Here is a 22089-nt window from a genome sequence, read left to right on the forward strand (position 1 = left end):
AATGCCTCGCTATATTGCCCTGCTCCGCGGCGTCAGCCCGATGAACTGCAAGATGCCGGAACTGAAAGCCGCCTTCGAAAGTGCCGGATTTTCCAACGTCAAAACACTTCTATCAAGTGGCAATGTAGCATTCGACGCCCGCGCTGCGTCCGATGCGGCGCTGGAACGCAAGTGCGAAGCAGCCATGGAAAAGTCTCTTGGCCGCAGCTTCTATACCATCGTGCGCTCGCAGCAAGAACTCAAGGATTTGCTGGAAAACGACCCTTATCCCGGCTTCAAGGCCCCTGCCGAAGCCAAGCGCGTGGTGAGCTTCCTGCGCGATGCACCGGCGCCCCAGGCCGCGCTGCCGCTGGAGCTGGGCGGCGCCAGCGTGCTGTGCGTGCGCGGCCGCGAAGTATTTTCCTGTTATCTCCCCAGCGCCGACGGCCCGGTCTTCATGCGGCTTATCGAAAAGACATTCGGCAAGGACATCACCACCCGCACCTGGGACACGGTGCGAAAGTGCGCTGCAGCATAACCCTACGGATTAGTACTGATTTTCTAAAATGATGGAATAGCGCGTACAATATGCGCCTCAGCTTAGTCTTCTATAAGACTTCATCCGCATTCAAGGGAATAAACATGTCTGACAAGTCCAAAATCATCTACACCCTTACCGACGAAGCGCCACTGCTGGCGACTTATTCCCTGCTGCCGATCGTGCAGAAATTCGCAGCACCGGCCGGCGTTGACGTCGTCACCAGCGACATTTCCGTTGCCGCCCGCGTGCTGGCAGCCTTCCCGGAATGCCTGACCGACGAACAGAAAGTGCCGGACAACCTGGCCGAACTGGGCGCCCTGACCCAGGACCCAAGCACCAACATCATCAAGCTGCCTAATATCTCGGCATCGGTTTCCCAGCTGGTCGCCTGCGTGCGCGAACTGCAAGCGCGCGGCTACAAGCTGCCGGACTATCCGGAAGACGCCAAGACCGAAGAAGAAAAAGCACTGAAGGCCCGCTACGGCAAGTGCATCGGCTCCGCCGTGAACCCGGTCCTGCGCGAAGGTAACTCCGATCGCCGCGCGCCAAAGGCCGTCAAGGAATACGCACGCAAGAACCCGCACTCCATGGGCGAATGGAGCCAGGCATCGCGCACCCACGTGTCGCACATGCACCATGGCGACTTCTACCACGGCGAAAAGTCCATGACCCTGGACAAGGCGCGCGACGTCAAGATGGAACTGCTGACCCCATCGGGCAAGACCATCGTGCTGAAGCCGAAGGTCTCCCTGCAAGCGGGCGAAATCATCGACTCCATGTTCATGTCGAAGAAAGCCCTGCTGGAATTCTACGAAAAGCAGATCGACGACGCCTACAAGACCGGCGTGATGTTCTCGCTGCACGTGAAGGCCACCATGATGAAGGTATCGCACCCGATCGTGTTCGGCCACTGCGTACGCATCTTCTACAAGGACGCGTTCGAGAAGCACGCCAAGCTGTTCGACGAACTGGGCGTGAACGTGAACAACGGCATGTCCAACCTGTACGAGAAGATCGAAAAGCTGCCGGCATCGCAGAAGGACGAGATCCTGAAAGACCTGCACGCCTGCCTGGAAAACCGTCCGAAGCTGGCCATGGTCGATTCGGCCAAGGGCATTACCAATTTCCACTCGCCGAACGACGTGATCGTCGACGCGTCGATGCCAGCGATGATCCGTATCGGCGGCAAGATGTGGGGCGCCGATGGCCGCACCGCCGACGTCAAGGCCGTGATGCCTGAGTCGACCTTCGCCCGTATTTACCAGGAGATGATCAACTTCTGCAAATGGCATGGCAACTTCGATCCGAAGACCATGGGCACCGTGCCGAACGTGGGCCTGATGGCGCAGCAAGCCGAAGAATACGGCTCGCACGACAAGACCTTCGAAGTGCCGGAAGCCGGCATCGCCAACATCACCGACCTGGCCACCGGCGAAGTGCTGCTGACCCAGAACGTGGAACAGGGCGACATCTGGCGTATGTGCCAGGTGAAGGACGCTCCGATCCGCGACTGGGTCAAGCTGGCCGTCACCCGCGCCCGCAACTCCGGCATGCCTGCCGTGTTCTGGCTCGACACCTACCGTCCGCACGAAGCGGAAGTGATCAAGAAGGTCGAGACCTACCTGAAAGACCACGACACCACCGGCCTGGATATCCAGATCATGTCCCAGGTGCGCGCCATGCGCTACACCCTGGAGCGCGTCTCGCGCGGCCTGGACACCATCTCGGTGACCGGCAACATCCTGCGCGACTACCTGACCGACCTGTTCCCGATCCTGGAACTGGGTACCTCGGCCAAGATGCTGTCCATCGTTCCGCTGATGGCCGGCGGCGGCATGTACGAAACCGGCGCCGGCGGCTCCGCACCGAAGCACGTCAAGCAGCTGGTGGAAGAAAACCACCTGCGCTGGGACTCGCTGGGCGAATTCCTGGCACTGGCCGTATCGCTGGAAGAACTGGGCATCAAGACCGGCAACGCCAAAGCCAAGATCCTGGCCAAGACCCTGGACGAAGCGACCGGCAAGCTGCTGGACAACAACAAGTCGCCATCGCCACGCACCGGTGAGCTGGACAACCGCGGCAGCCACTTCTACCTGTCGATGTACTGGGCCCAGGCCCTGGCAGCGCAGAACGACGACGCCGAACTGAAAGCCAAGTTCACTCCAGTAGCGAAAGCACTGAGCGAGAACGAAGCCAAGATCGTCGCCGAGCTGAACTCGGTGCAAGGCAGCGCGACCGATATCGGCGGCTACTACATGCCGGACAGCGCCAAGACCTCCGCTGTGATGCGTCCAAGCGCCACCTTCAACGAAGTCCTGGCAGCCCTGTAAGCTTCCCTGGCTCCGTCTATTAAAGTCGGGGTCAGCTCTGGCAATCGGACATTTCGCTGCGTGAAATGTCCGATTGCCAGAGCTGACCCCGACTTTTTTATTGCTATTGAGCGAAGCTGGCGATGAACGCGTCGCGGGCGGCGTGGTGGGGAATGTCGCGGCGCCAGACCATCATGGTCTCGACCTCAGCCACTTCGGGCGGCAGGGTGTGGCATTGCACGGTCTTGCCAAGGCCGCGCTGGCGCAGCACTTCGCGCGGCATCATCGCGACGCCCATCCCGGCGGCGACGCAGCCGATGATGGCTTCAAAGGTGCCGAATTCGGCTACCCGGGCGTGCGGCACGCCGGCGTCGGCAAACCACCATTCCAGGCGGCGGCGGTAGGAACAGCCGCTGCGGAAACCCAGCAGCGTGCGCTGGGCGACGTCGGCCGGGCCTTCAACGGGGCCGTGCAGCGCGTCGGTCAACAGCACCAGCTCTTCCACAAATACAGGGACCTGCTCCAGCTCCGGACGTTCGATGGGGGCTGATACCAGCGCCAGGTCGACCTTGTGGTTCAGCACTTGCTGGATCAGGTAATCGGTCGGCCCGGTGTCGAGCACCAGGTCGACTTGCGGGTATTGGCGGTGGTAGGCGCCGAGCACCCTGGGCAGGCGCGCGGCAGCCGTGGTTTCCATGGAGCCGATGCGCAATTGGCCGGAGGGCTCCTGCTCTCCCCGCACCGACATCTGTGCTTCATCCGCCAGGCGCAGCAGGCGGTCGGCATATTCCAGCAGGCGGCTGCCCTCCGCCGTGATCAGCATGCGCCGCCCCGAGCGGTTGAACAGGGTCACGCCCAGCGATTCTTCCAACTGGTTAAGCCGCGCCGAGACGTTCGATTGCACCCGGTTCAGGCGGGCCGCGGCCTGGGTCACGCTGCCTTCTTCGGCCACTGTCTTGAAAATGCGCAGGGAGGAGAGTTCCACGATGATTCCGTTCTCTATTTGAGATAGCTCAGTTCATTATTATTCATTTTTATTGATACAGGAAGGGGTTTATAGTTCAAGGTAACAAATGGGAGTTTTGCCATGAACAAGCCGTCACCCGCCGTCCTGTTAGCCGCCAGCTTCGCCTTCATCATCGTCCAGCTCGACGTCACCATCGTCAACGTGGCGCTGCCGGAAATCGGCCGCGAACTGGGCGCCAGCGTGAGTGCTCTGCAGTGGGTGGTCGATGCCTACACGCTGGGCTTTGCCGTGTTCCTGTTGTCGGCGGGCGTTTTGGGCGACCGTTTTGGCGCGCGCTGGGTATTCCTCGCCGGTTTTGCGCTGTTCACGCTGGCCTCCCTGGCTTGCGCGATGGCGCCCGGAGCCTTGGCACTGAATCTGGCGCGGGCCGTGCAAGGCGTCGGTGCGGCGCTGCTGGTTCCCAGCTCGCTCGCCATCCTGAACGCCGCCTATGCCCACGACAGGGCGCAACTGGCCAAGGCAATCGCCTGGTGGACGGCGGCGGGCGGTGTGTCGATCGCGGCCGGTCCGGTACTGGGCGGCTTGCTGATGAGCTTTGCCGGCTGGCGCAGCATCTTCTGGGTCAATATCCCGATCTGCGTGCTGGGCTTCTGGCTCACGCTGCGCGTCGTCCCTGCCCTGCGCGGCAAGGATCCGGCACGCAGCTTTGATGTCGTGGGCCAGGCGCTTGCCGTTATCGCGCTGACGGCCTTTATCGGCGCCGTCATCGAATTCAATGCGCTGGGCATCGGCAGCGCGCTGGTGCAGGGCGCACTGCTGGTGGCGCTGGCCGCTGCCGTGCTCTTTGTGCGCAGCCAGCGGCGCAGTGCGGCGCCCATGCTGCCGCTCGGCCTGTTCCACGACGTCGGTTTCTCCGGCGCGGTGCTGTTTGGCGTGCTGGTCAATTTTGCGTATTACGGCGTGATCTTCGTCCTCAGCTTCTACCTGCAGAAAGTGCGCGGTTTCTCGGTCATGCATGCAGGCCTGGTGTTCCTGCCGCTGACGGGCACCTTCATCTTCTCCAATATCGCCAGCGGACGCATGCAGGCGCGCCTCGGCTCGCGCACGCCGATGATTGTCGGCGGACTGATCGGGGCGTCGGGCTATGCGCTGCTGGGGATCCTGGGTGTCGCGAACGATTCCACTTTCCTCGAGATGCTGCCGGGCCTGGCGCTGATCCCTGCAGGCATGGGCCTTGCTGTGCCGGCCATGACGACCTCGATTCTTTCCGCCGTTGACCGCAACCAGGCTGGCACCGCGTCGGCGGTACTGAATACTGCGCGCCAGGTCGGCGGCGCCATGGGCGTGGCCATTTTCGGCGCCATGCACGATATCCGCCTGGCCCTGGCCATTTCTACCGCATTGCTGCTGCTGGGCGCCCTGCTGGCCTGGCGCTGCATCAAACACCCACTTCCAAGCAAAGGAGCTTCACTATGCCGTACGTAAATATCCGCGTGACCAAAGAAGGCGTAACCGCTGAACAGAAACTGGAACTGATCAAGGGCGCGACCGAATTGCTGCAGCGTGTGCTGAACAAGAACCCGGCCACCACCTTCGTCATCATCGACGAAGTGGAAACCGACAACTGGGGCATCGGCTACGACAATGTGACGACGTTGCGCGCCAACGCCGCCGCCAAGGCGAAAGCCGGCTGAGCCAGGAGTTCAGGCGCGCAGCAGCGCGCGCTCGCGGATTTGGGCGAGGTATTGACGCAGCACGGTCAAATCCACGGGCTTGACGAGGTAGTGCTGCATTCCAGCGCCAGCGGCGTGCCGGCGCGCTTCCTCGTGCCCCCAGCCTGTCATGGCGATAAACACGATGTCCTCGCCGCCAGGAAGCTCGCGGATGCGGCGCGCCGCCTCATAGCCCTGCATATCAGGCAGGCCGATGTCCATCAGGACGGCGTGCGGGTGGATGCTCTGGGACAGGGCAATCGCGCCCTGCCCTGTGTTTGCCTTCGACACCAGATAGCCGTCCATTTCAAGCATTACCTGCAGCATGTCGGCGCCGTCCACATTATCATCGACGACCATGATGCGGACCTGTTCCGCGAGCCGTGGGCTTGCACGGTTGGCAGCCGCCCGATCGCGGCTGCGGCGCTCCGCCACCACGATCGGCATGCGCAGCACGAACTCGCAACCCTTGCCACGGCCCTCGCTGCGCACTTGCACCGTCCCTCCGTGCATGCTCGTGAAGCGCTGCGCCAGGCTGAGGCCAATACCGAGGCCTCCAAGGGCGTGCGAGCGCCCCGCCTGCCCCTGTACGAACAGGTCGAAAATGCGCGAGCAAGCTTCCGGCTCCAGGCCTGCGCCGTGGTCGCGCACAGTAAACACGATGTCCTTGTCCTGAACCTCGGCACGCAGATGGATGGTGGCCCCTTTCGGGGAGAACTTGACTGCGTTGCCCAGCACATTGGCCAGGCTCTGGACCAGTCGCGCCCGGTCGCCGGACAACAGCACGCTGCCGGCGGGCTGGCGCAAGTCCAGCGCATGTCCGCCGGCTGTCATCTGCGGCCGGCAAATCTCCACCGCATGCTGCAGTACCGTGTCGACGGTGACCCACTCGCGTTTGAGCGCCACCTTGTCATTCGTGATGCGCGCCACGTCGAGCAGGTCGTCCACCAGGCGCGTCAGGTGCTTGACCTGGCGCTCGACGACCAGGGCGATCTCGCGCACTTTGGGCGAACTATCCTGCATGGTATTTAATACGTCCACTGCGGTGCGGATCGGCGCCAGCGGATTGCGCAATTCATGGCCCAGGATGGCCAGGAACTCATCCTTGCGGCGGTCGACTTCGCGCATCTCGTACTGGCGGCGCCGGGCGCGCCGTGCAGACAGCGCGGCGCTGACCAGGGTGGCGCGCCGCACCGGCCGCTCCAGCAGCGTGGCATTGCCCACCGCTTCGAAAATCTTCTGGATGCCCGGCGAGTCCAGCCCTTCCCTGCTCAGCACCAGCACGGGCAAATCCGACCATGCCGGCTGTGCGGCCAGGTATTCGGTAAGCTCATGCAGGAACTCGGCGTTGAACGCTTCTTCAATGACAAACAGCGCCGCAGCGCCTTGCGCCAGTCCAACGACAACGTCGCCCAGTTCAGGACACACGTGGCAATCGAGGTTGGCGCCTTCCAATACCTGCCGGATCAGGCGCGCGTCCTTGCCCACCGGGGCAAAGATGACGATACGCTGTTCCAGGTCATTCATGTCTTGTTTCGTCCCTCGCCTCGCCGAAACGGACAGGGACGCCGGTCAGGATGCCGCGGAAGTCGGCCAGCACCGGCCCCACCTTGATCCCGTGGCGCGTAATGTCGAACGCACGCAGCGTGGTCTCATGCTCGCTGCCGCGCTTTTTGAACACCGACAGAGCCTTGTGCACCGCGCCGCTGGCTTCGTAATAGCGCAGCACCAGCACATTGTCGGCCAGGTAGCTGACATCGACTGTGCTGCCCATCTGGCCGATGATGCCTTGCTGTACGCCGACCAGGAATGTCGCCACGCCGCGCTGGCCAAGGTAGGTCAGCACCTCGCGCAAATGGGTGGTGAGGAAGCGCGCCTCCGGCATCGCATTCAGGTAGCCATTCAGGCTGTCGATCACGATGACTTTGGCTCCCTCGTCGGCCGCCCTGCAGACGGCGTGCGAGAACTGTCCCGGCGACAGTTCGGCCGGGTCGATCTGGGCCACGGTCAGCAGGCCGTCGGCCAGCGGCTGGCGCAGGCTCATGCCGATGCCGTCGGCCCGGTTCAGCAAGGTATTCAGTGCCTCTTCAAACACGAACATGGCGGCTTTCTCGCCGCGCGCCGTGACCGCCTTGACGAATTGTGCGGCGAGGCTGGACTTGCCGGTCCCGGGCGGTCCTGAAATCAGGGTGCTGGAGCCCTCTTCGATGCCGCCGCCCAGCAGTGCGTCCAGCGCTGCCAGCCCGCTGGGCACTTGCTGGCGGACGACGATCTCTCGCGATTCCGCAGCCACGATGCGTGGATAGGCCACCGCCCCGCCGGAAATGATCACATAGTCATGCGGCCCGCGCCGGTAATCGATGCCGCGGTATTTCAGCACGCGCAACACGCGGCGCTCTGCGCCGTAGCCCGATTCTTGCTGCTGCAGCGAGATCACGCCGTGCGCAATGCTGCGCACCTGCTGGTCACCGCCGACCGCCGTCTTATCGTCCAGGAAGAGCGCTGTACACGCGCGCTTGGCGAAGTACTGCTTGAGTGCGAGCACATGCCGGCGATAGCGCAAGGCGCTGCCCGCCAGCAACTGTAGTTCCGACAGCGAATCGAGCACGACGCGGCTTGGGCTGAGTTTGTCGATCTGCGACAGGATATGCCGGTTGGTTTCGCCCAGCTCGACCTCCGAGGGATGGAACACCGTGTATTGCTCGTCCGGGTCGAGTACGCTCTCCGCCGGGATAATTTCGTGCACGGTAATCCCGTCCATCGGCAAGCCGTGCGAGCGCGCCACAGCACGCAACTCGACTTCATTCTCCGCCAGGGTGATGTAGAGGACGGGCTCGCCCTGCCGGGCCCCCTCGACCAGGAATTGCAGGGCCATGGTGGTCTTGCCGGTGCCCGGGTCGCCTTCCAGCAAGTAGAGCCGGTCCTTGGTCAAACCGCCGGCCAGGATCGCATCAAGCCCGGCGACGCCAGTCGAGATGAAGGTATCGGTCTGGTTGTTCTGCGGCTGGAGCATGATCGGTCCTGCGCGGAGATTGTCGATAAGACACTCTAGCAGGAATGTCCGATAGGCATTGTTCGTTTGAATCAGCCACGCTCAATACGCAAACGGCCCTGTGCGTGCCACTCTTTCAGCAGGCCGGCGCCCGCCCCTTCCGGCCATATCAGGCCAGCTTCCGGTTCGGCCAGCGCACTGCCGTTGCGGCCATCGGACTTGACGACATACAACGCGTAATCGGCGAGCTTCAGCGCCTTGTCAAAGGCTCGTTCGTCCAGCGCTTCATCGCCAATCGGCAGCGTGGCGATGCCCACCGAAGCGGTTACCGGGCCTGCTACGGTGCTGCCGGCGTGCAGCGCCAGGGCCGCATGCACGCGATGCGCCAGCGTCCACAATTCACCTTTACTGGCGGCATTCACCAGCAGCAGGAACTCTTCGCCGCCCCAGCGCGCAGCATGTTCTTCGCCGCGCACTTCGCGGCGCAGCGCGTTGGCCGCGCCGCGCAGCACCGCGTCGCCGGCAGCGTGGCCGAAACTGTCGTTGATCTGCTTGAAATGGTCGAAGTCGACCAGCAATACCGCCAGCATGTCGGTCGCCCCTTCGACGGCGCGCCGGCGCCGCAGCCGCGCCAGCAGTCCCGGCAACTCCTGCTGCACGAAGCGGCGGTTGTGCAATCCGGTCAGGGGATCGGTCAGGCTGGCTTCTTCCAGCGAGCGGTTCAGGCTTTCCAGCTCAGCATTGGCCTTGCGCAGCGCAGCGGTATGGCGATCGACCTCGCGCTGCAAGCGCGCGCTATTGTTACGGATGCGGCGCAGGCGCCAATGCATGGCGCCGTACACGGCCAGCCCTGCCAGCAGCAAGATGGCAATACGCACCGGCCAGCGTTCGTGCCAGGCCGGGGCAAAGCGCACCGTCGTTGCAGCCGCCTCGCCCCAATGCTGGCCATCCCAGCTGGCTTGCGCCTCGAATTGCATTTCGCCCGAAGGCAGATTGGTGAAATAGGCCGTGCGGCGCCTGCCAGTCAGCTTCCAGTCCTTCTGGAACGGGGACAGGCGGTAGCGGTATTGCAGCAGTTCCGGCTCGCGGAATTCGACGCCTTCAAAGCCGACTTCCAGTTCGCGCGCGGCATCGTCCTGCAGCAACTTGCGCAGCACGACCTGCGGTTGCGACGGCGGCGGCACGTCAAGCCTGGTGCGCACCGCCCCCGCCAGGCTGGCGGCCCACAGGTAGGGCACGGCGAGATAGCCTTTGTCGCGGCCCATGCCGTTGCAGCAGCGGATGCGGTTGCGTCCCGGCGCGTTGCCCGGATCGACGTGCAGCAACTGCACCTCGGGCGCTGCGGAGCCCTGCGGCACCCGGAAGCGGTAGATGCCATCGAAATACGTCACCCAGTACCAGCCTTCGTGCAGGTTGATCGAGCCTACGCCGTCGGAAGGCAGGCCGTCTTTCTGCATCCAGCGCCGGTGGCCCGTGCTGTCGATGGCATGTATGCCGTGCTGGTAGGTGCCGACCAGGACACCGTCCTTGCCCAGCGGCGCCAGGGCCATGACCAGCGCCTGGCCCAGTTCTGCTTCGTCTTTTGGCTGCAGCCGGCTGCCTTGCATGCGCCACAATCCATTCGCGCCGCCGATCCACAGGCTACCGTCGCCGGCCTCCATGAAGCTGCTGACAGTGCCGGGCAATTGTTCACGGAACAGGCGCACCGCTTCGCGCCTGTCCGGGTCGACCACATACAGGCCCTGCGTCGTGCCGGCGAACAAACGGCCGTCCGCGCGCTGGAGCATGGTATTGACCTGGATGCCATCGAGCTGGGGAACGCTGCGGATACGCCCATCCTGCCTGCTCATCAAGCCGTGCCGGGTGCCGATCCACAGCCGTTGCTGGCGGTCTTCCAGCATGGAGTAAGCGAGTTCGTTCTGCAGTTCCTTGCCCTGGTAAAAGGGCGCCATGCGTTCGCCGTCGGTGCGCCAGATGCCCTGGTCGGTGCCGACCAGCAGGCCCTGGCTGGTCGGTACGTAGGACCATGTCTGCAAAGGCTTGCCGCCTGCCTCCTGCTGCAGGGCGCGGGTGGGCGCATTCCAGTAGTGGCGCAGGCCGACGCTCATGCTGCCGACCCAGAAGTCGTCCAGGCTTTCGGCCAGCAGCGCGCGGGCGGTGCCTTGTGCGGACAACGCACCCGGCGCCAGGGCAGCGACTTCGCGCGCGCCGTCGAATACTTTGAGGCCGCTGCCGGCCAGCACCCAGACGCGGCCCGCGTTGTCGACGCTGAGCTGGTCGACCGGTTCGCCGCCGGCGCCCACCTGCGTTGCCTGTTCACCTGATTCGGGAGTCCAGCGCCACAATCCCCTGGTCGTGCCCAGCCACCATTGGCCTTTGCGCCATAACAGCTGCTTGACCTGCATGTCCGCGGCGGGCATGCGCAGCGGCAGCGCGAGCAGTTTGCCATCGCGCAGGGTCCACAGGCGTCCATCGTTGTCGGCCAGGGTTGGCGTGCCGCCGGCCAGGCCCAGCGCCGTAAATACGCCTGGCAGGTCGGCGTAGCTGTGAAGCTGCGTGCCGTCCCAGCAGCTCAGGCGGTCGGCCAGGATCCACAATTTGCCGGCCGGGTCGACGGCCATGCCGCGCAAGGTGCCAAGCGTTTCACTGCCGGGAATAGCGCTGAAGCGCTGGCCGTCCCACCATGCCAGGTTTTTTTGGGTGGCGATGTAGAGCCGCGAGCCCGCCGGCTCCAGTGCGCGGATCCAGTTGGCGCCAAGCGCTGGCGTATCCTTGCTGCCGAAAATTTCGAACTCGCTGCCATAGCTGCGCACCAGTCCCTGTTCGGTGCCGACCCACAGCGCGCCGCTGGCGTCGCGGCGGATGCCATGCACGGCCATGTGCGGCAAGCCCTGCTCCAGCGCCCAGCTGCGGTACTGGTAGGCGCCCAGGTCCTGCACCGGTTCCGGTGCGGCGGCCCGGCACGCGAGGGCCCAGAACGTGAGGCATGCGGCGGCCAGGCGGAACATGCGCAAACTGCTCTCCAATTTACAAAAGAGCAAGTATAGCCCAGCTGAAATTATTCAGCCCTGAATCCCTTTCCCGTTGCGGCCCAATACATCCCGCCAAACAGGTGGCGGCGCAGCAGCGCGTCGCCATAGCTTGCCGGCAGGTGGCCCAGCGCGGTATAGAAGGCACGGCCGTTTTCGAAGTCGTGGTACCAGCTGACTGGATGGAAGGTGCCCATTCCTTTTGGTCCGGGCTGGTAACTTGTTTCGTCCACCGTCAGTAGGTAGTTGAGCTTGCTTGCGGCGGGATGGAAGTTGTACCACTCGTCCGTCACCAAGGTGCGCTTCGCGAAGCCATCCATGCCCGGGAAGTTGCGGTCTTCCACTTTCAGCACTGCCGTCTGGATAGCGGGATGCTGCTCAAACATATGCCCGACCAGCTTTGCATACCACGGCCAGCCATATTCGGTGTCGGATGCGCTATGCACGCCGACATAGCCGCCGCCGGCGTGGATGTAGCGCTCAAAGGCGGCTTTCTGCTGCGCGTTGAGGATGTCGCCGGTCGTCAGCAGGAAGACAACAGCCTGGTATTTGCTGAGTTCCTGGTCATTGAAGGCCGCGCCGGCGTCTTCCGTCGCCACCACGTTGAAATCGTGCTGCCTGCCCAGTTCCTCGATTGCCTTCACGGCGGCGGGAATGGCATCGTGGCGCCAGCCAGCAGTCTTTGAAAAGACCAGCACATTGAATTGTGCAGCCTGCGCGCCGCTGCAGAGCGTAGCCAACACCAGCGCAAAACGGGAAGTCATCGCCTTCATGGACGATAACGCTACCACGACCCGGGTCCGCTGCCTAGTCAGTTGCAGCCGCAGAAGCGTTTAGGTTTGCTGGCGTCGCAGACCGTACCATCGAGCTGCTTCCAGAAGAAGACCGTGTCGACACCGTAGGGAGAGCGCACGTTGCCGGCGCGGAGATAGCCCTGGCGGGCGAAGAATTCTTCGCCGGTGGCGGTGCTATGCAGCTGCAGGGCCTTGACGCCCCAGCTGCAGGCCTGCTGCTCGACACAGGCCAGCAAGGCCTTGCCGGCGCCGCGCTGGCGCACTTCCGGCAGGAGATAGCAGAGGGCGAGCTTGCCGGCGGCCGTCAACAGCGCAACGCCGACGACAACGCCCTCCTCCACTGCGACCAGCGAGTAGTTGGTGGGCGATGCAAACCAGGACGCTACCGTCTCCGGCGTCTTGTTGCCAAGCCAGGCGTCCAGGATGGCGGGATCATTTTTGTGGTCAAGCACACAACATTCAGCGATGGAGCGTCGCAGCACCTCACAGGCAGCCGTGGCGTCTTTCGCTTCCGCGCGGCGAATCTCAAAACTCATGCGTGTTCACAGGTATTCAATATCCCGACTATACACCAGCGGCAAAATCCCCGTTCGGGACGGTGCGGGCTGGCCCGGTCTAAGCTTATAACGAATAAGTAGTTTCTTTTCGGCGCGAGATTCTAGACCATGCTTATCTGATTTAACAATAGAGAACGCCATGACTTATAACAAATTCGCATTTGCACTCGGCGCCGCACTGGCAGCAGCAACGCTTTCTTTCGCCCCGGCCGCATCGGCTGGCGAGGTGACCTTGCTGAACGTGTCTTATGACGTGGCACGTGAACTGTATAAAGACATCAACCCGGCCTTCGCCGCAGCCTACAAGAAAAGCACCGGCACCGATGTCGTGATCAAACAATCGCACGGCGGCTCCTCCAAGCAGGCGCGCGCCGTGGCCGACGGCCTGGAAGCATCCGTCGTCACCATGAACCAGGCCAATGACATCGACATGCTGGCCGACCGCGGCCTGGTGGCGCAGGATTGGGCCAAGAAATTCCCGAACAATGCGGCGCCTTCCTACTCCACCATGGTCTACCTGGTGCGCAAGGGTAATCCCAAGGGCATCAAGGACTGGGCCGACCTGGCCAAGCCTGGCGTGGAGGTTGTCATCCCGAACCCGAAGACAGCCGGCAATGGCCGCTACACCTACCTGGCAGCCTGGGGCTCGGTGCTGAAAAAAGGCGGCACGGAAGCGCAGGCGCGCGAACTGGTGGGCAAGATCTTCAAGAATGTGCCTATCCTGGATGCGGGCGGCCGTGCAGCCACCACCACCTTCACCCAGCGCCAGATCGGCGATGTGCTGGTGACCTTCGAGAATGAGGTGAACCTGGTGCGCGCCGAATTCGGCGACAACTTCGAGGTGGTCTATCCTTCCTCCTCGATCCTGGCGGAGTCGCCAGTGGCCGTGGTCGACAAGGTGGTGGACAAGAAGAACCTCCGCAAGGAAGCCACAGCCTACCTGAACTTCCTGTACTCCGATGCAGGCCAGGAAATCATCGCCAAGCACTACCTGCGCCCTCGTTCGGAGGCCGTGTTCAAGAAATACTCGGCCAACTTCAAGCCGATCTCGCTGTTCACCGTGGATGAAGTGTTCGGCGGCTGGCGCGCCGCGCAGAAGAAGCACTTCGACGACGGCGGCGAATTCGACAAGATTTACAGTTCCAAGTAAGCCCTGCCATCCGGGGCGCAGCGCCCGCGCCCCGTCTATTTCCCGTTAATGTGCTCTATCTGCGCCTTCTTCTCCACCATGTCATGGTCGGTATCGTGGAAGCGCGCCGCGATGGCCCTGAATTCATCCTGCAGTTCAATGAAGGCATCGATCATGTCGGGATCAAAGTGCCTGCCTTTGCCTTCAATCAGGATCTGCACCGCTTTCTCGTGCGGCATGCCGTCCTTGTAGACGCGGCGGCTGATCAGCGCGTCGTACACGTCAGCCACTGCCATCATGCGGGCCGACAAGGGGATCTCCTCTCCGGCCAGCCCTTCCGGATAGCCTGAGCCATCCCATTTCTCCTGGTGCGAATAGGCGATCTCCTTGGCGATCGACAGGAAAGGCATGGTCATGCCCAGCGCACGCTCCGCATGTTCGATGGCGGCCCGGCCCAGCGTGGTGTGACTCTTCATGATCTCGAATTCGTGCGGCTCGAAGCGGCCCGGTTTCAGCAGGATGCGGTCCGGGATGCCGACCTTGCCTATATCGTGCAGCGGAGCGGATTTGAACAGCAGGTTGATGAAGCTGTCCGTCAGCACGGCGCTGAAGCGCGGATGCTCCTTCAGCTTTCCGGCCAGCGCTTTCACATAGAACTGGGTGCGGCGGATATGGTTGCCCGTTTCGGAATCGCGCGTCTCCGCCATCGATGCCATGGCAAGAATGGTGACGTCCTGGATCGCCACCACTTCGCGCGTGCGCGCTTCCACTTCCGTCTCCAGGAATTGGTTTTTGTCGCGCAGGAAGTCGGCGTGCTCCTTCAGCATCAGGTGGTTGCGCACGCGCGCCAGCGTGATGGGCGGGCTGATTGGTTTGGTGATGTAGTCGACCGCTCCCAGGTCCAGGCCCAGCTTTTCATCTTCCACTTCGGTCTTTGCAGTCAGGAAGATGATCGGGATGTCGCGCGTAGCGGGATTGGCTTTCAGGCGGCGGCATACTTCGTAGCCGTCCATTTCGGGCATCATCACGTCCAGCAGCACCACGTCGGGCGGCTCGCCGGTGGTGGCGATGCGCAGCGCCTTCTCGCCGCTGTTGGCCACCTTCACCTTGTACAGGTCTTTCAGCAGGTCGTTCATCAGCACCAGGTTGTCGGGCGAGTCGTCGACCAGCAGCACGGTTTTCTTCGCGATCAGTTCCAGCTCCATCTTACTTACCCTCCAGGCTTGCCATTGCTTCGTCCAGCGCCGCCAGGGCGGCTTCCAGGTCCAGGTTACCTAATCCGTTCGCGATGCGGCGCCAGTGGTCAGGCAAGGCGGCCTTGAATTGGTCCAAATGCCCTTCCCACAGGTCGGCGGCCTCGGAGTCGCTGTCGGCCAGCAGGTGGCGCAAGCGCTCCATGGGCGCCGCCGCCACCGGCACCAGTTCGGGATGCGCCACTGCGGCGGGTCCTGCGGAATCGATGGCGCGCAAGGCCACCAGCAGTGGGTCCAGTTCCGCCAGCACGCTGGCAAGCAGGCCTTCCAGCACTTCGCGTGCGGCGCCTTGCTGGCAAGCCTGCTCCAGTTCCTGCGCCGCTTGCTGCACGCTGCGCGCGCCGATATTGCCCGCCGTGCCTTTCAGCGTGTGCGCCAGGCGCTCCGGCGCCGTGGCGTCGCCGCCACCCAGCGATTGCACGAACATGGCGGCGAAATCCTGCTGGCCGTCACGGAACTTGGCCAGCAGGCGGCGATACAGCTTGTCGTCGCCCATCGCGGTTGCCAGGCCGGAACGCACGTCGACCATCGGCAGCGCAGGCAGCGCAGCGGGCTTGCCGTTGGCGTTGCCGCCGCCCTTTGCGTTAAGCGGCTGGGGCTGGATGGTCCGCGCTTCGCCCGCGGCTGGCCGCAGCCAGCGCGCGAGCGTGGCGTACATTTCGACCACGTTGACCGGCTTGGCGATGTGATCCTGCATGCCGGCGGCCAGCACCTTGTCGCGATCGCCGGCCATCGCATTTGCGGTCATGGCGATGATGGGCAATTGATCGAAGGCGGGATTGCGCCGGATTTCGCGTGAAGCCTGGAACCCATCCATCACAGGCATCTGGCAGTCCATCAGCACGCCGTCGAAGCGCGTGTCGCGCGCAAGGATGTCCAGCGCCTCCTGTCCATGATTGGCCAGCACGGCCTCAATGCCTGCCTTGCCCAGCAGATCGATCGCCAGCTCCTGGTTCATCTCATTGTCTTCCACCAGCAGCACGCGCGTGCCTGCAAGCCGCGACATGATCTCCCCCTGATGCAGGTCGCGTTCCACTGCACGGCGACTGTCGACCAGTACGCCTTTGCCTAACGCTTCGCCCACCGCTTCCAGCAGGGCCGATGGCGTGACCGGCTTGGTCAGCACGGACTTGAGCTGGACGTGGCGGTCGCTGGCGCTGGCCAGCGCCTCTTCGCGGCCGTATGCAGTCACCATGATCACCGCGGGCAGCGCTCCCCCCTGGCCCGATTGCAATCGGTGCACGGTTTCCACCCCATCCATCGACGGCATCTTCCAGTCCAGCAGGACCAGGTCATAAGGCAAGGTTTGCTTTTCGGAGCGCGCCAGCATGTCGAGCGCCTGCTGGCCGCTGAATGCCACGTCCACTTCCAGGCCGAAGCTGCGGGCAATGGTGGACAGGATTTCGCGCGCAGACGCGTTGTCGTCCACCACCAGCACGCGCAGGCCGAGCAGTTCGTCGGCGCGGAACATGCGGCGCGCCTTGGGGTTTGCCTGCAATCCGAAACGCGCCGTGAAGTGGAAGGTGGATCCTTTGCCTACTTCGCTCTCGACCCAGATGCGGCCGCCCATCAGTTCCAGCAGGTTCTTGCAGATCACCAGCCCCAGCCCGGTGCCGCCGTATTTGCGGGTGGTGGAAGCGTCGGCCTGGCTGAAGGACTGGAACAGTTTTGCGCTCTGGGCCTCGGTCATGCCGATGCCCGAGTCGCGCACCCAGAAATGCAGCTCGATGCCTTCCGCACTGGTGGACACCTGCTCGATGCCGACCACCACTTCGCCATGGTCGGTGAATTTGACCGCATTATTGGCAAGGTTGACCAGCACCTGCCCGATGCGCAGCGGATCGCCCACCAGGCCGGTCGGCAAGTCCGGCGCCACCTGAAACAGCAGCTCCAGTCCTTTGTCTTCGGCCTTGAAGCCGATCAGGTTGGCGAGGTTGTCCAGCACGTCGTCCAGGTCGAACTCGACCTGTTCCACCGTCATCTTGCCAGCCTCGATTTTGGAGAAGTCGAGAATGTCGTTGATGATGCCGAGCAGGTTTTCTCCTGCGCGCTGCACCTTCTCCACATAGTTGCGCTGGCGCTTATCGAGGTCGGTCTGCAGCGCCAGGTGCGACATGCCGATGATGGCATTCATCGGCGTGCGGATTTCGTGGCTCATATTGGCCAGGAAGTCGCTCTTGGCGCGGGTGGCGGCCTGCGCCTGTTCCTTTGCCACCCGCAGTTCGTCTTCCGCAGCCTTCTGCGACGTGATGTCCTGGTAGACGCCATACATGAAGCGCGCGCCGCCATCCTGCTCATCGCGCACCACCTTGCCCACGGCATGCAGCCAGATGATGCGGCCGTCCAGCGGCCGCTTGTAGGCATACACCGCATCGAACTTGTCGAAGGTGCCGTCAATCGCACCCTGCACGCGCGCAGCGGTGCGCAGTGCGCCTTCGGGATCGGCTTCCACCAGCCGCGCAAACCATTCGTCCTGCAGGTGATAACGGCTGTCCGGGCGCGGCGGCTCGCCCAGCAGCCGCCAGGCGCGCTCGGACATGGTGTAGTAATCGGGGTCGCTGTAGTCAACCACCCAGTAACCGCAATCGGTGAGCTCCAGCGCAATATCGGCCAGGAAGTTGGTGCGCTGGATTTCCTCTTCCAGCCGTTTGCGTTCCGTGATGTCGCGGAACACCACCACCGAACCCACCTGCGCGCCATCCTTGTACATCGGCCGTTCCGAAAGGTCGACCGGGAAGGTGCTGCCGTCCTTGCGCTTCAGCTGCCCTTCGTCTTGGTCCCAGGCCGCGCCCACCAGTTCCCCTTCCTGGCAGCCAAGCAAGGCCGGGGCGGCCGGATTGACGAAAGTGACGCGCCCGCCAAGGTCCAGGCCCACAATGCCGTCGCTGACCGCGCCCAGCACGAGGCGGCTGCGTTCCTCCAGCACGCGGGTGCGTTCGTTGCGCGCGAGGATTTCCATATTCATGGCGATGACCGGCAATGCGCCATCGAGCAGGGCCTGGGCCTGGTCGCCGTAGTGTTCCAGCGTGGCCAGTTCAATCACGCCCAGCAGGCGCTCATTGCGCAATACCGGCACGATGGCAATGCTGGCCGGATCGGCCTCGCCCAACGCGGAACCGATACGCACGTAGCCAGGCGGCGCCTGGCGCATGACGATGGCCTTGCGTTCGGCGGCGCACTGCCCCACCAGTCCTTCGCCCAGCAAAAATCCCGGCTGGGCGGCCGACATGCCGCGCATGGCGTAGCCGGCCAGCAGCGACAGGCTGCCCGCCTCTTCGTCAAACAGGTAGAAGGCGGCATGGCCGGCCTGCACCAATGGCGCCAGCGCCGCCAAGGTGCGCGCCGCCAGGTCCTGCGCACTTTCTGCCGATTGCAAATCGTTGCCAATGGCTGCCAGGTGGGTCTTGAGCCAGCGCTGCGCCTCCATTTTGCATGCCTCTTCCTGCAGCACCTTGACCGAGCGCGCCAGGTTGCCGATCTCGTTCGGGAAGTCGGTCAGCGGCACTTCGGCGCCAAGTTTTCCTTTGGCCAGCTGCTGCACTGCGCTGCGCAAGCGCTCCGTCGGCAGGCGCACCGATCGCCCCACCAGGATGCTGAAGAACACGCCGAGCACCAGGCTCAAGACGAGCAAAATATAGGTGAGCTGCTTCTCATCGCGCGACAGCGCCTGCATTTCTTCGATCTGGTGACGCGCACTGTCCTCCTTGATCTCGGCGATGCGTGTCAACGCGTTGTTGGCGCGGATGCCGTATTCCTGGAACGCTTCGTCCGCGATCAGGGACTTCGCCTGTTCCAGCTGGCCCGCGCGCAGCAGCCGCACCGCCTCGTCCACGCGCTGGTGATAGTCGGCATAGGCGGTTTCGAATTCGGCCAGGTTCTTGCGGTTTTCTTCACGGATGATGCGCGGCCGCAGTTCCTCCAGCGCCCGGTTTTGCTTGCCCAGCGAGTCTTCGACCAGCGACAGCGCATAATCGCGGCCGGCCTTGTCGTGCGCCAGCAAGGCTTGGCGCAGGGCGCGGCCGCGCTGCGAAAACGCGATCAAGGCATCCTTGGCGTCGGAAATGCCCAGCAGGTCATTCTTGTAAATCCCCAGGATCTCGTCATGCATGCGGGCCTGGGTGGTGACGTTGTGAAGCCCGAAGGCCAGCGTGATCAGCAGGCTGCCGCCAAAGCCCAGCGCCAGTTTCCAGCTCAGGCCCAGTCTTTCCAGTCTTGTCAGTAAGCGCGACACGGCCCCTCCTTAAGCAGTCATATTGATTGCCAGCAGTTCCAGCGCCGACAGGAATTGTTCATAGGCCGCGGCAGCGGGCGCCTGCAGCACGGCCAGCTCCACCGCGCCCAGCAAGCGGCCCTGCAGCTGTACGGGCGCCAGCAGCAAGGCGCCCGGCGCCGCGCCGCCCAGGCCGGAGCGGATGCTCCACGCCGCACCGGCGCCGCTGGCATCGATCACGCGCGGCTGAAGCTCCAGCGCACATTGGCCCAGCAAGCCCTCCCCCATGGCTAGCCGTTGCGGCGGATTCGAGCTTGCATAACTGGCGGCCAGCACCAGGCTGTCGCCGTCGACAGTGTAAATGGTGCCCTGCATGGCGCCGAACAGCTGGTGGCACTGCTCAAGGAAGGCATTGAGGCGGGCCGTCAAGTCGTGTGCCTGCTGCATCTGCAGCGCCACCTGGGCCAATTGCATCTTGCGTTCGGCCCTGTGCGCCTGTTCCTGCACCACTTGTTCCAGTTCGCGATGGGCGCGTTGCTGCGCCGCCTGGCTGCGCACCGCGCGCAGTGCCGCCGTCCCGAGCAAGACCACCACCGCTGCCGCCAGCACGGCGCCTGGCATGCCGCTCCCTGGCGGCACGGTCTGGCCCAAGTCCTCCAGCACCACCAGTTGCCATTTCCCCGAAGGGTCGTGCCAATCGACGGCGGCCGATGCCACCGCGTACCTGTGCCCTTCGCTTTGGCTCAAGCCGGGTGCCACACTCACCGGCAAGGGACGCGGCTCCTTGTCTTCAAACAGCTTGCCGAATTGGCGCACGGCGCGGATTTCAGCCAGGCGCTCTGGCGTCAAGGCGCCGGACGCGGTGCCGCGCCATTCGCTGCGGCTGCTGGCAAAGACCACGCCCTGCGGCGACAGCAGGATGGCGCTCTGGCCGCTGCGATCGAGCAGCCGGTCCAGCTTTTCCATATCGGTGCGCGCCACTACCACGCCAACCGGCGCACCGCTGCGCGCCATGCCGGCGTATACCGGCGCCGCGAAATACAGGGCATGGTCGCCGCGCGCCAGGCTGACGGCGGCGTAGATATTGTTCCGGCCAGCCATCGCTTCCTTGTAATAAGGCCGGAAGCGCACATCGATGCCGGTCGAAGGACGGCCGCTATCGTCCCAGGACGATTTGACCAAACCGTCCTGGCCGACTACGAATAAACCCTGGATTTGCTGCCCGCGCGCCACGCTTTCCAATAAGCCCAATATTTTCGGCTGGTTGGGCGGAATAGGCTCGAGACTTTCCTTTTTGATATCCGGCTCAATCAATCCAAGCAGGGATATCGCCCCCATCAGATTACTGTCCAGGGTTAATGACATGGCGGCGACTGCATCGCGCTGTACATCGATATTCAATAATTCCAGCCGGTCCCTTTCCAGGCTGGAGCGCTGCGCGCTGCCGGCCAGCAAAGCCGCTGCCATGGCCAAAACGGCAACCAGGCCCCAGGCGCGCAGCGGATGACGGGCGATCTTCTCAATTACCATCGTGGCAAATTTCAAGAAGGAAATATTTTCAAATAACAATACCAGCAATCGCGCCGCCTGTGCCGCACGCTTTATTCTTTTTTATTGTGGCGCTTGATTGACGTTAGCTGGACGAGTTAACCCGTTAGTGATATTGTCCATATTTAGAATATTGCCCCTAATCCAGCAATATTCCGACCTGTCCGAACGAACGGCGCAAAGCGCCTACAAAAATGCTTAAGAAAATCACCTCAGCCCTGCTGATGTCGATCTCCGCAGCCGCGTTTGCCGTGCCATTGGGCTCGCAATCCGTGCTTGTCGTCGAGGATGAGACTGGCAAGGTACTGCTTGAAAAGAATGCGACGGCCGTGGTGCCGATCGCCTCCCTCACGAAATTGATGACCGCAATGGTCGTGCTCGACTCCAAGCTTGATATGGAAGAGCAGATCAGCATCGACAAGGAAGACGTCGACACCCTCAAGCACAGCATGTCTCGCGTGCCGGTGGGCGCCACCCTGTCCCGCGCCGACGTGCTGCAACTGGCGCTGATGTCCTCCGACAACCGCGCCGCCGCCGCGCTGGCGCGCACTTTCCCGGGCGGGCCGGAAGCCTTCAAGGCCGCGGTGCACGCCAAGATCAAGCAGCTCGGCATGACCAGCACGCAGATCAACGAGCCGACCGGCCTGTCGCCGGAAAATACTTCGAACGCGTCCGACCTGGTGAAGATGGCCAGCGCCGCCGCCCAGTATCCGGAAATCCGCCGCATCACGACCGATACCGAGGAAGTGATCAATATGAAGGGCCGCAAGGTCTCTTATCACAACACCAATCGCCTGGTCGGCGCCAAGGGTTGGGATATCGGCCTGTCCAAGACCGGCTACACCGAAGAAGCGGGCCGCTGCCTCATCATGCGCATTTCGGAAGCCGGCCGCAACGCCACCCTGGTCCTGCTGAACGCCGGGGCCAATTCGGTGCGCCTGATGGACGCGCTGAATATCCGCCGCCTGCTGGCCGGCGGCAACGAGCCCAAGGTGATGCAAGCATCCAGCCCGCGCAGGAAAGCTGCGCGCACCACCGAAAGACGCCGCCGCCGTATGTAAGCCGGGCG

At 63.2% G+C, this 22089-nt stretch carries 15 protein-coding genes; 6 read left to right on the forward strand and 9 right to left on the reverse strand.

Going from position 1 to position 22089, the window contains the following annotated elements; translation table 11 throughout:
* Position 1: 1 nt before the first annotated feature.
* Positions 2-517 carry a DUF1697 domain-containing protein gene (locus GM658_RS15590; RefSeq protein WP_155454974.1) on the forward strand — a complete coding sequence of 172 codons (516 nt, stop codon included), beginning with the start codon at positions 2-4 and terminating at the stop codon, positions 515-517.
* A gap of 104 nt (positions 518-621) precedes the next feature.
* Entirely contained in the window at positions 622-2850 is a 2229-nt protein-coding gene (locus tag GM658_RS15595; RefSeq protein ID WP_155454975.1) for an NADP-dependent isocitrate dehydrogenase, read from the forward strand.
* A 103-nt stretch (positions 2851-2953) separates the two neighbouring features.
* On the opposite strand, the gene GM658_RS15600 is transcribed toward GM658_RS15595, so the two are convergent.
* Complete coding sequence (locus GM658_RS15600) at positions 2954-3814, reverse strand: LysR family transcriptional regulator (RefSeq protein ID WP_170298833.1); 861 nt, start codon at positions 3812-3814, stop codon at positions 2954-2956.
* Positions 3815-3916: 102 nt separating this feature from the next.
* Between GM658_RS15600 and GM658_RS15605 the strand changes: the two genes are divergently transcribed.
* Positions 3917-5281, forward strand: coding sequence for an MFS transporter (locus tag GM658_RS15605; RefSeq protein ID WP_155454976.1), 1365 nt, complete (start codon positions 3917-3919; stop codon positions 5279-5281).
* Positions 5269-5490 carry a tautomerase family protein gene (locus GM658_RS15610; RefSeq protein ID WP_155454977.1) on the forward strand — a complete coding sequence of 74 codons (222 nt, stop codon included), beginning with the start codon at positions 5269-5271 and terminating at the stop codon, positions 5488-5490. Before GM658_RS15605 ends, GM658_RS15610 begins: the two co-directional genes overlap by 13 nt.
* A 9-nt stretch (positions 5491-5499) precedes the next feature.
* Here the strand turns inward: GM658_RS15610 and GM658_RS15615 are convergent, their stop codons facing one another.
* The 5 genes from GM658_RS15615 to GM658_RS15635 form a co-directional block, all read right to left on the reverse strand.
* Positions 5500-7035, reverse strand: a complete 1536-nt coding sequence (locus tag GM658_RS15615; RefSeq protein WP_155454978.1) for a hybrid sensor histidine kinase/response regulator — start codon at positions 7033-7035, stop codon at positions 5500-5502.
* Complete coding sequence (locus GM658_RS15620; protein ID WP_155454979.1) at positions 7028-8521, reverse strand: ATPase domain-containing protein; 1494 nt, start codon at positions 8519-8521, stop codon at positions 7028-7030. Before GM658_RS15620 ends, GM658_RS15615 begins: the two co-directional genes overlap by 8 nt.
* Before the next feature lie 71 nt (positions 8522-8592).
* Complete coding sequence (locus GM658_RS15625; protein ID WP_170298834.1) at positions 8593-11508, reverse strand: ligand-binding sensor domain-containing diguanylate cyclase; 2916 nt, start codon at positions 11506-11508, stop codon at positions 8593-8595.
* Positions 11509-11558: 50 nt separating this feature from the next.
* On the reverse strand, positions 11559-12293 hold the full coding sequence (locus GM658_RS15630; protein ID WP_155454981.1) for a ThuA domain-containing protein: 735 nt from the start codon (positions 12291-12293) through the stop codon (positions 11559-11561).
* Between the two features lie 47 nt (positions 12294-12340).
* Entirely contained in the window at positions 12341-12859 is a 519-nt protein-coding gene (locus tag GM658_RS15635; RefSeq protein WP_155454982.1) for a GNAT family N-acetyltransferase, read from the reverse strand.
* A gap of 160 nt (positions 12860-13019) precedes the next feature.
* Here GM658_RS15635 and GM658_RS15640 point away from each other — a divergent pair, with 160 nt between their 5' ends.
* Positions 13020-14030: a sulfate ABC transporter substrate-binding protein gene (locus GM658_RS15640; RefSeq protein ID WP_155454983.1), complete on the forward strand. Its 1011-nt coding sequence runs from the start codon at positions 13020-13022 to the stop codon at positions 14028-14030.
* Between the two features lie 35 nt (positions 14031-14065).
* Here the strand turns inward: GM658_RS15640 and GM658_RS15645 are convergent, their stop codons facing one another.
* From GM658_RS15645 to GM658_RS15655, 3 genes are read right to left on the reverse strand one after another with little or no spacing between them, the layout of a single operon-like run.
* Complete coding sequence (locus GM658_RS15645; RefSeq protein WP_155454984.1) at positions 14066-15214, reverse strand: response regulator; 1149 nt, start codon at positions 15212-15214, stop codon at positions 14066-14068.
* 1 nt (position 15215) lies between these two features.
* On the reverse strand, positions 15216-19493 hold the full coding sequence (locus GM658_RS15650) for a response regulator (RefSeq protein WP_155454985.1): 4278 nt from the start codon (positions 19491-19493) through the stop codon (positions 15216-15218).
* Positions 19494-19502: 9 nt separating this feature from the next.
* A complete protein-coding gene (locus tag GM658_RS15655) occupies positions 19503-21002 on the reverse strand; it encodes a GAF domain-containing protein (protein ID WP_155454986.1) in 1500 nt (499 codons plus the stop codon).
* Positions 21003-21214: 212 nt separating this feature from the next.
* Between GM658_RS15655 and GM658_RS15665 the strand changes: the two genes are divergently transcribed.
* On the forward strand, positions 21215-22081 hold the full coding sequence (locus GM658_RS15665) for a serine hydrolase (RefSeq protein WP_155454987.1): 867 nt from the start codon (positions 21215-21217) through the stop codon (positions 22079-22081).
* Positions 22082-22089: the final 8 nt, after the last annotated feature.

The organism is Massilia eburnea (assembly GCF_009720745.1).
Classification (GTDB): domain Bacteria; phylum Pseudomonadota; class Gammaproteobacteria; order Burkholderiales; family Burkholderiaceae_D; genus Rugamonas; species Rugamonas eburnea.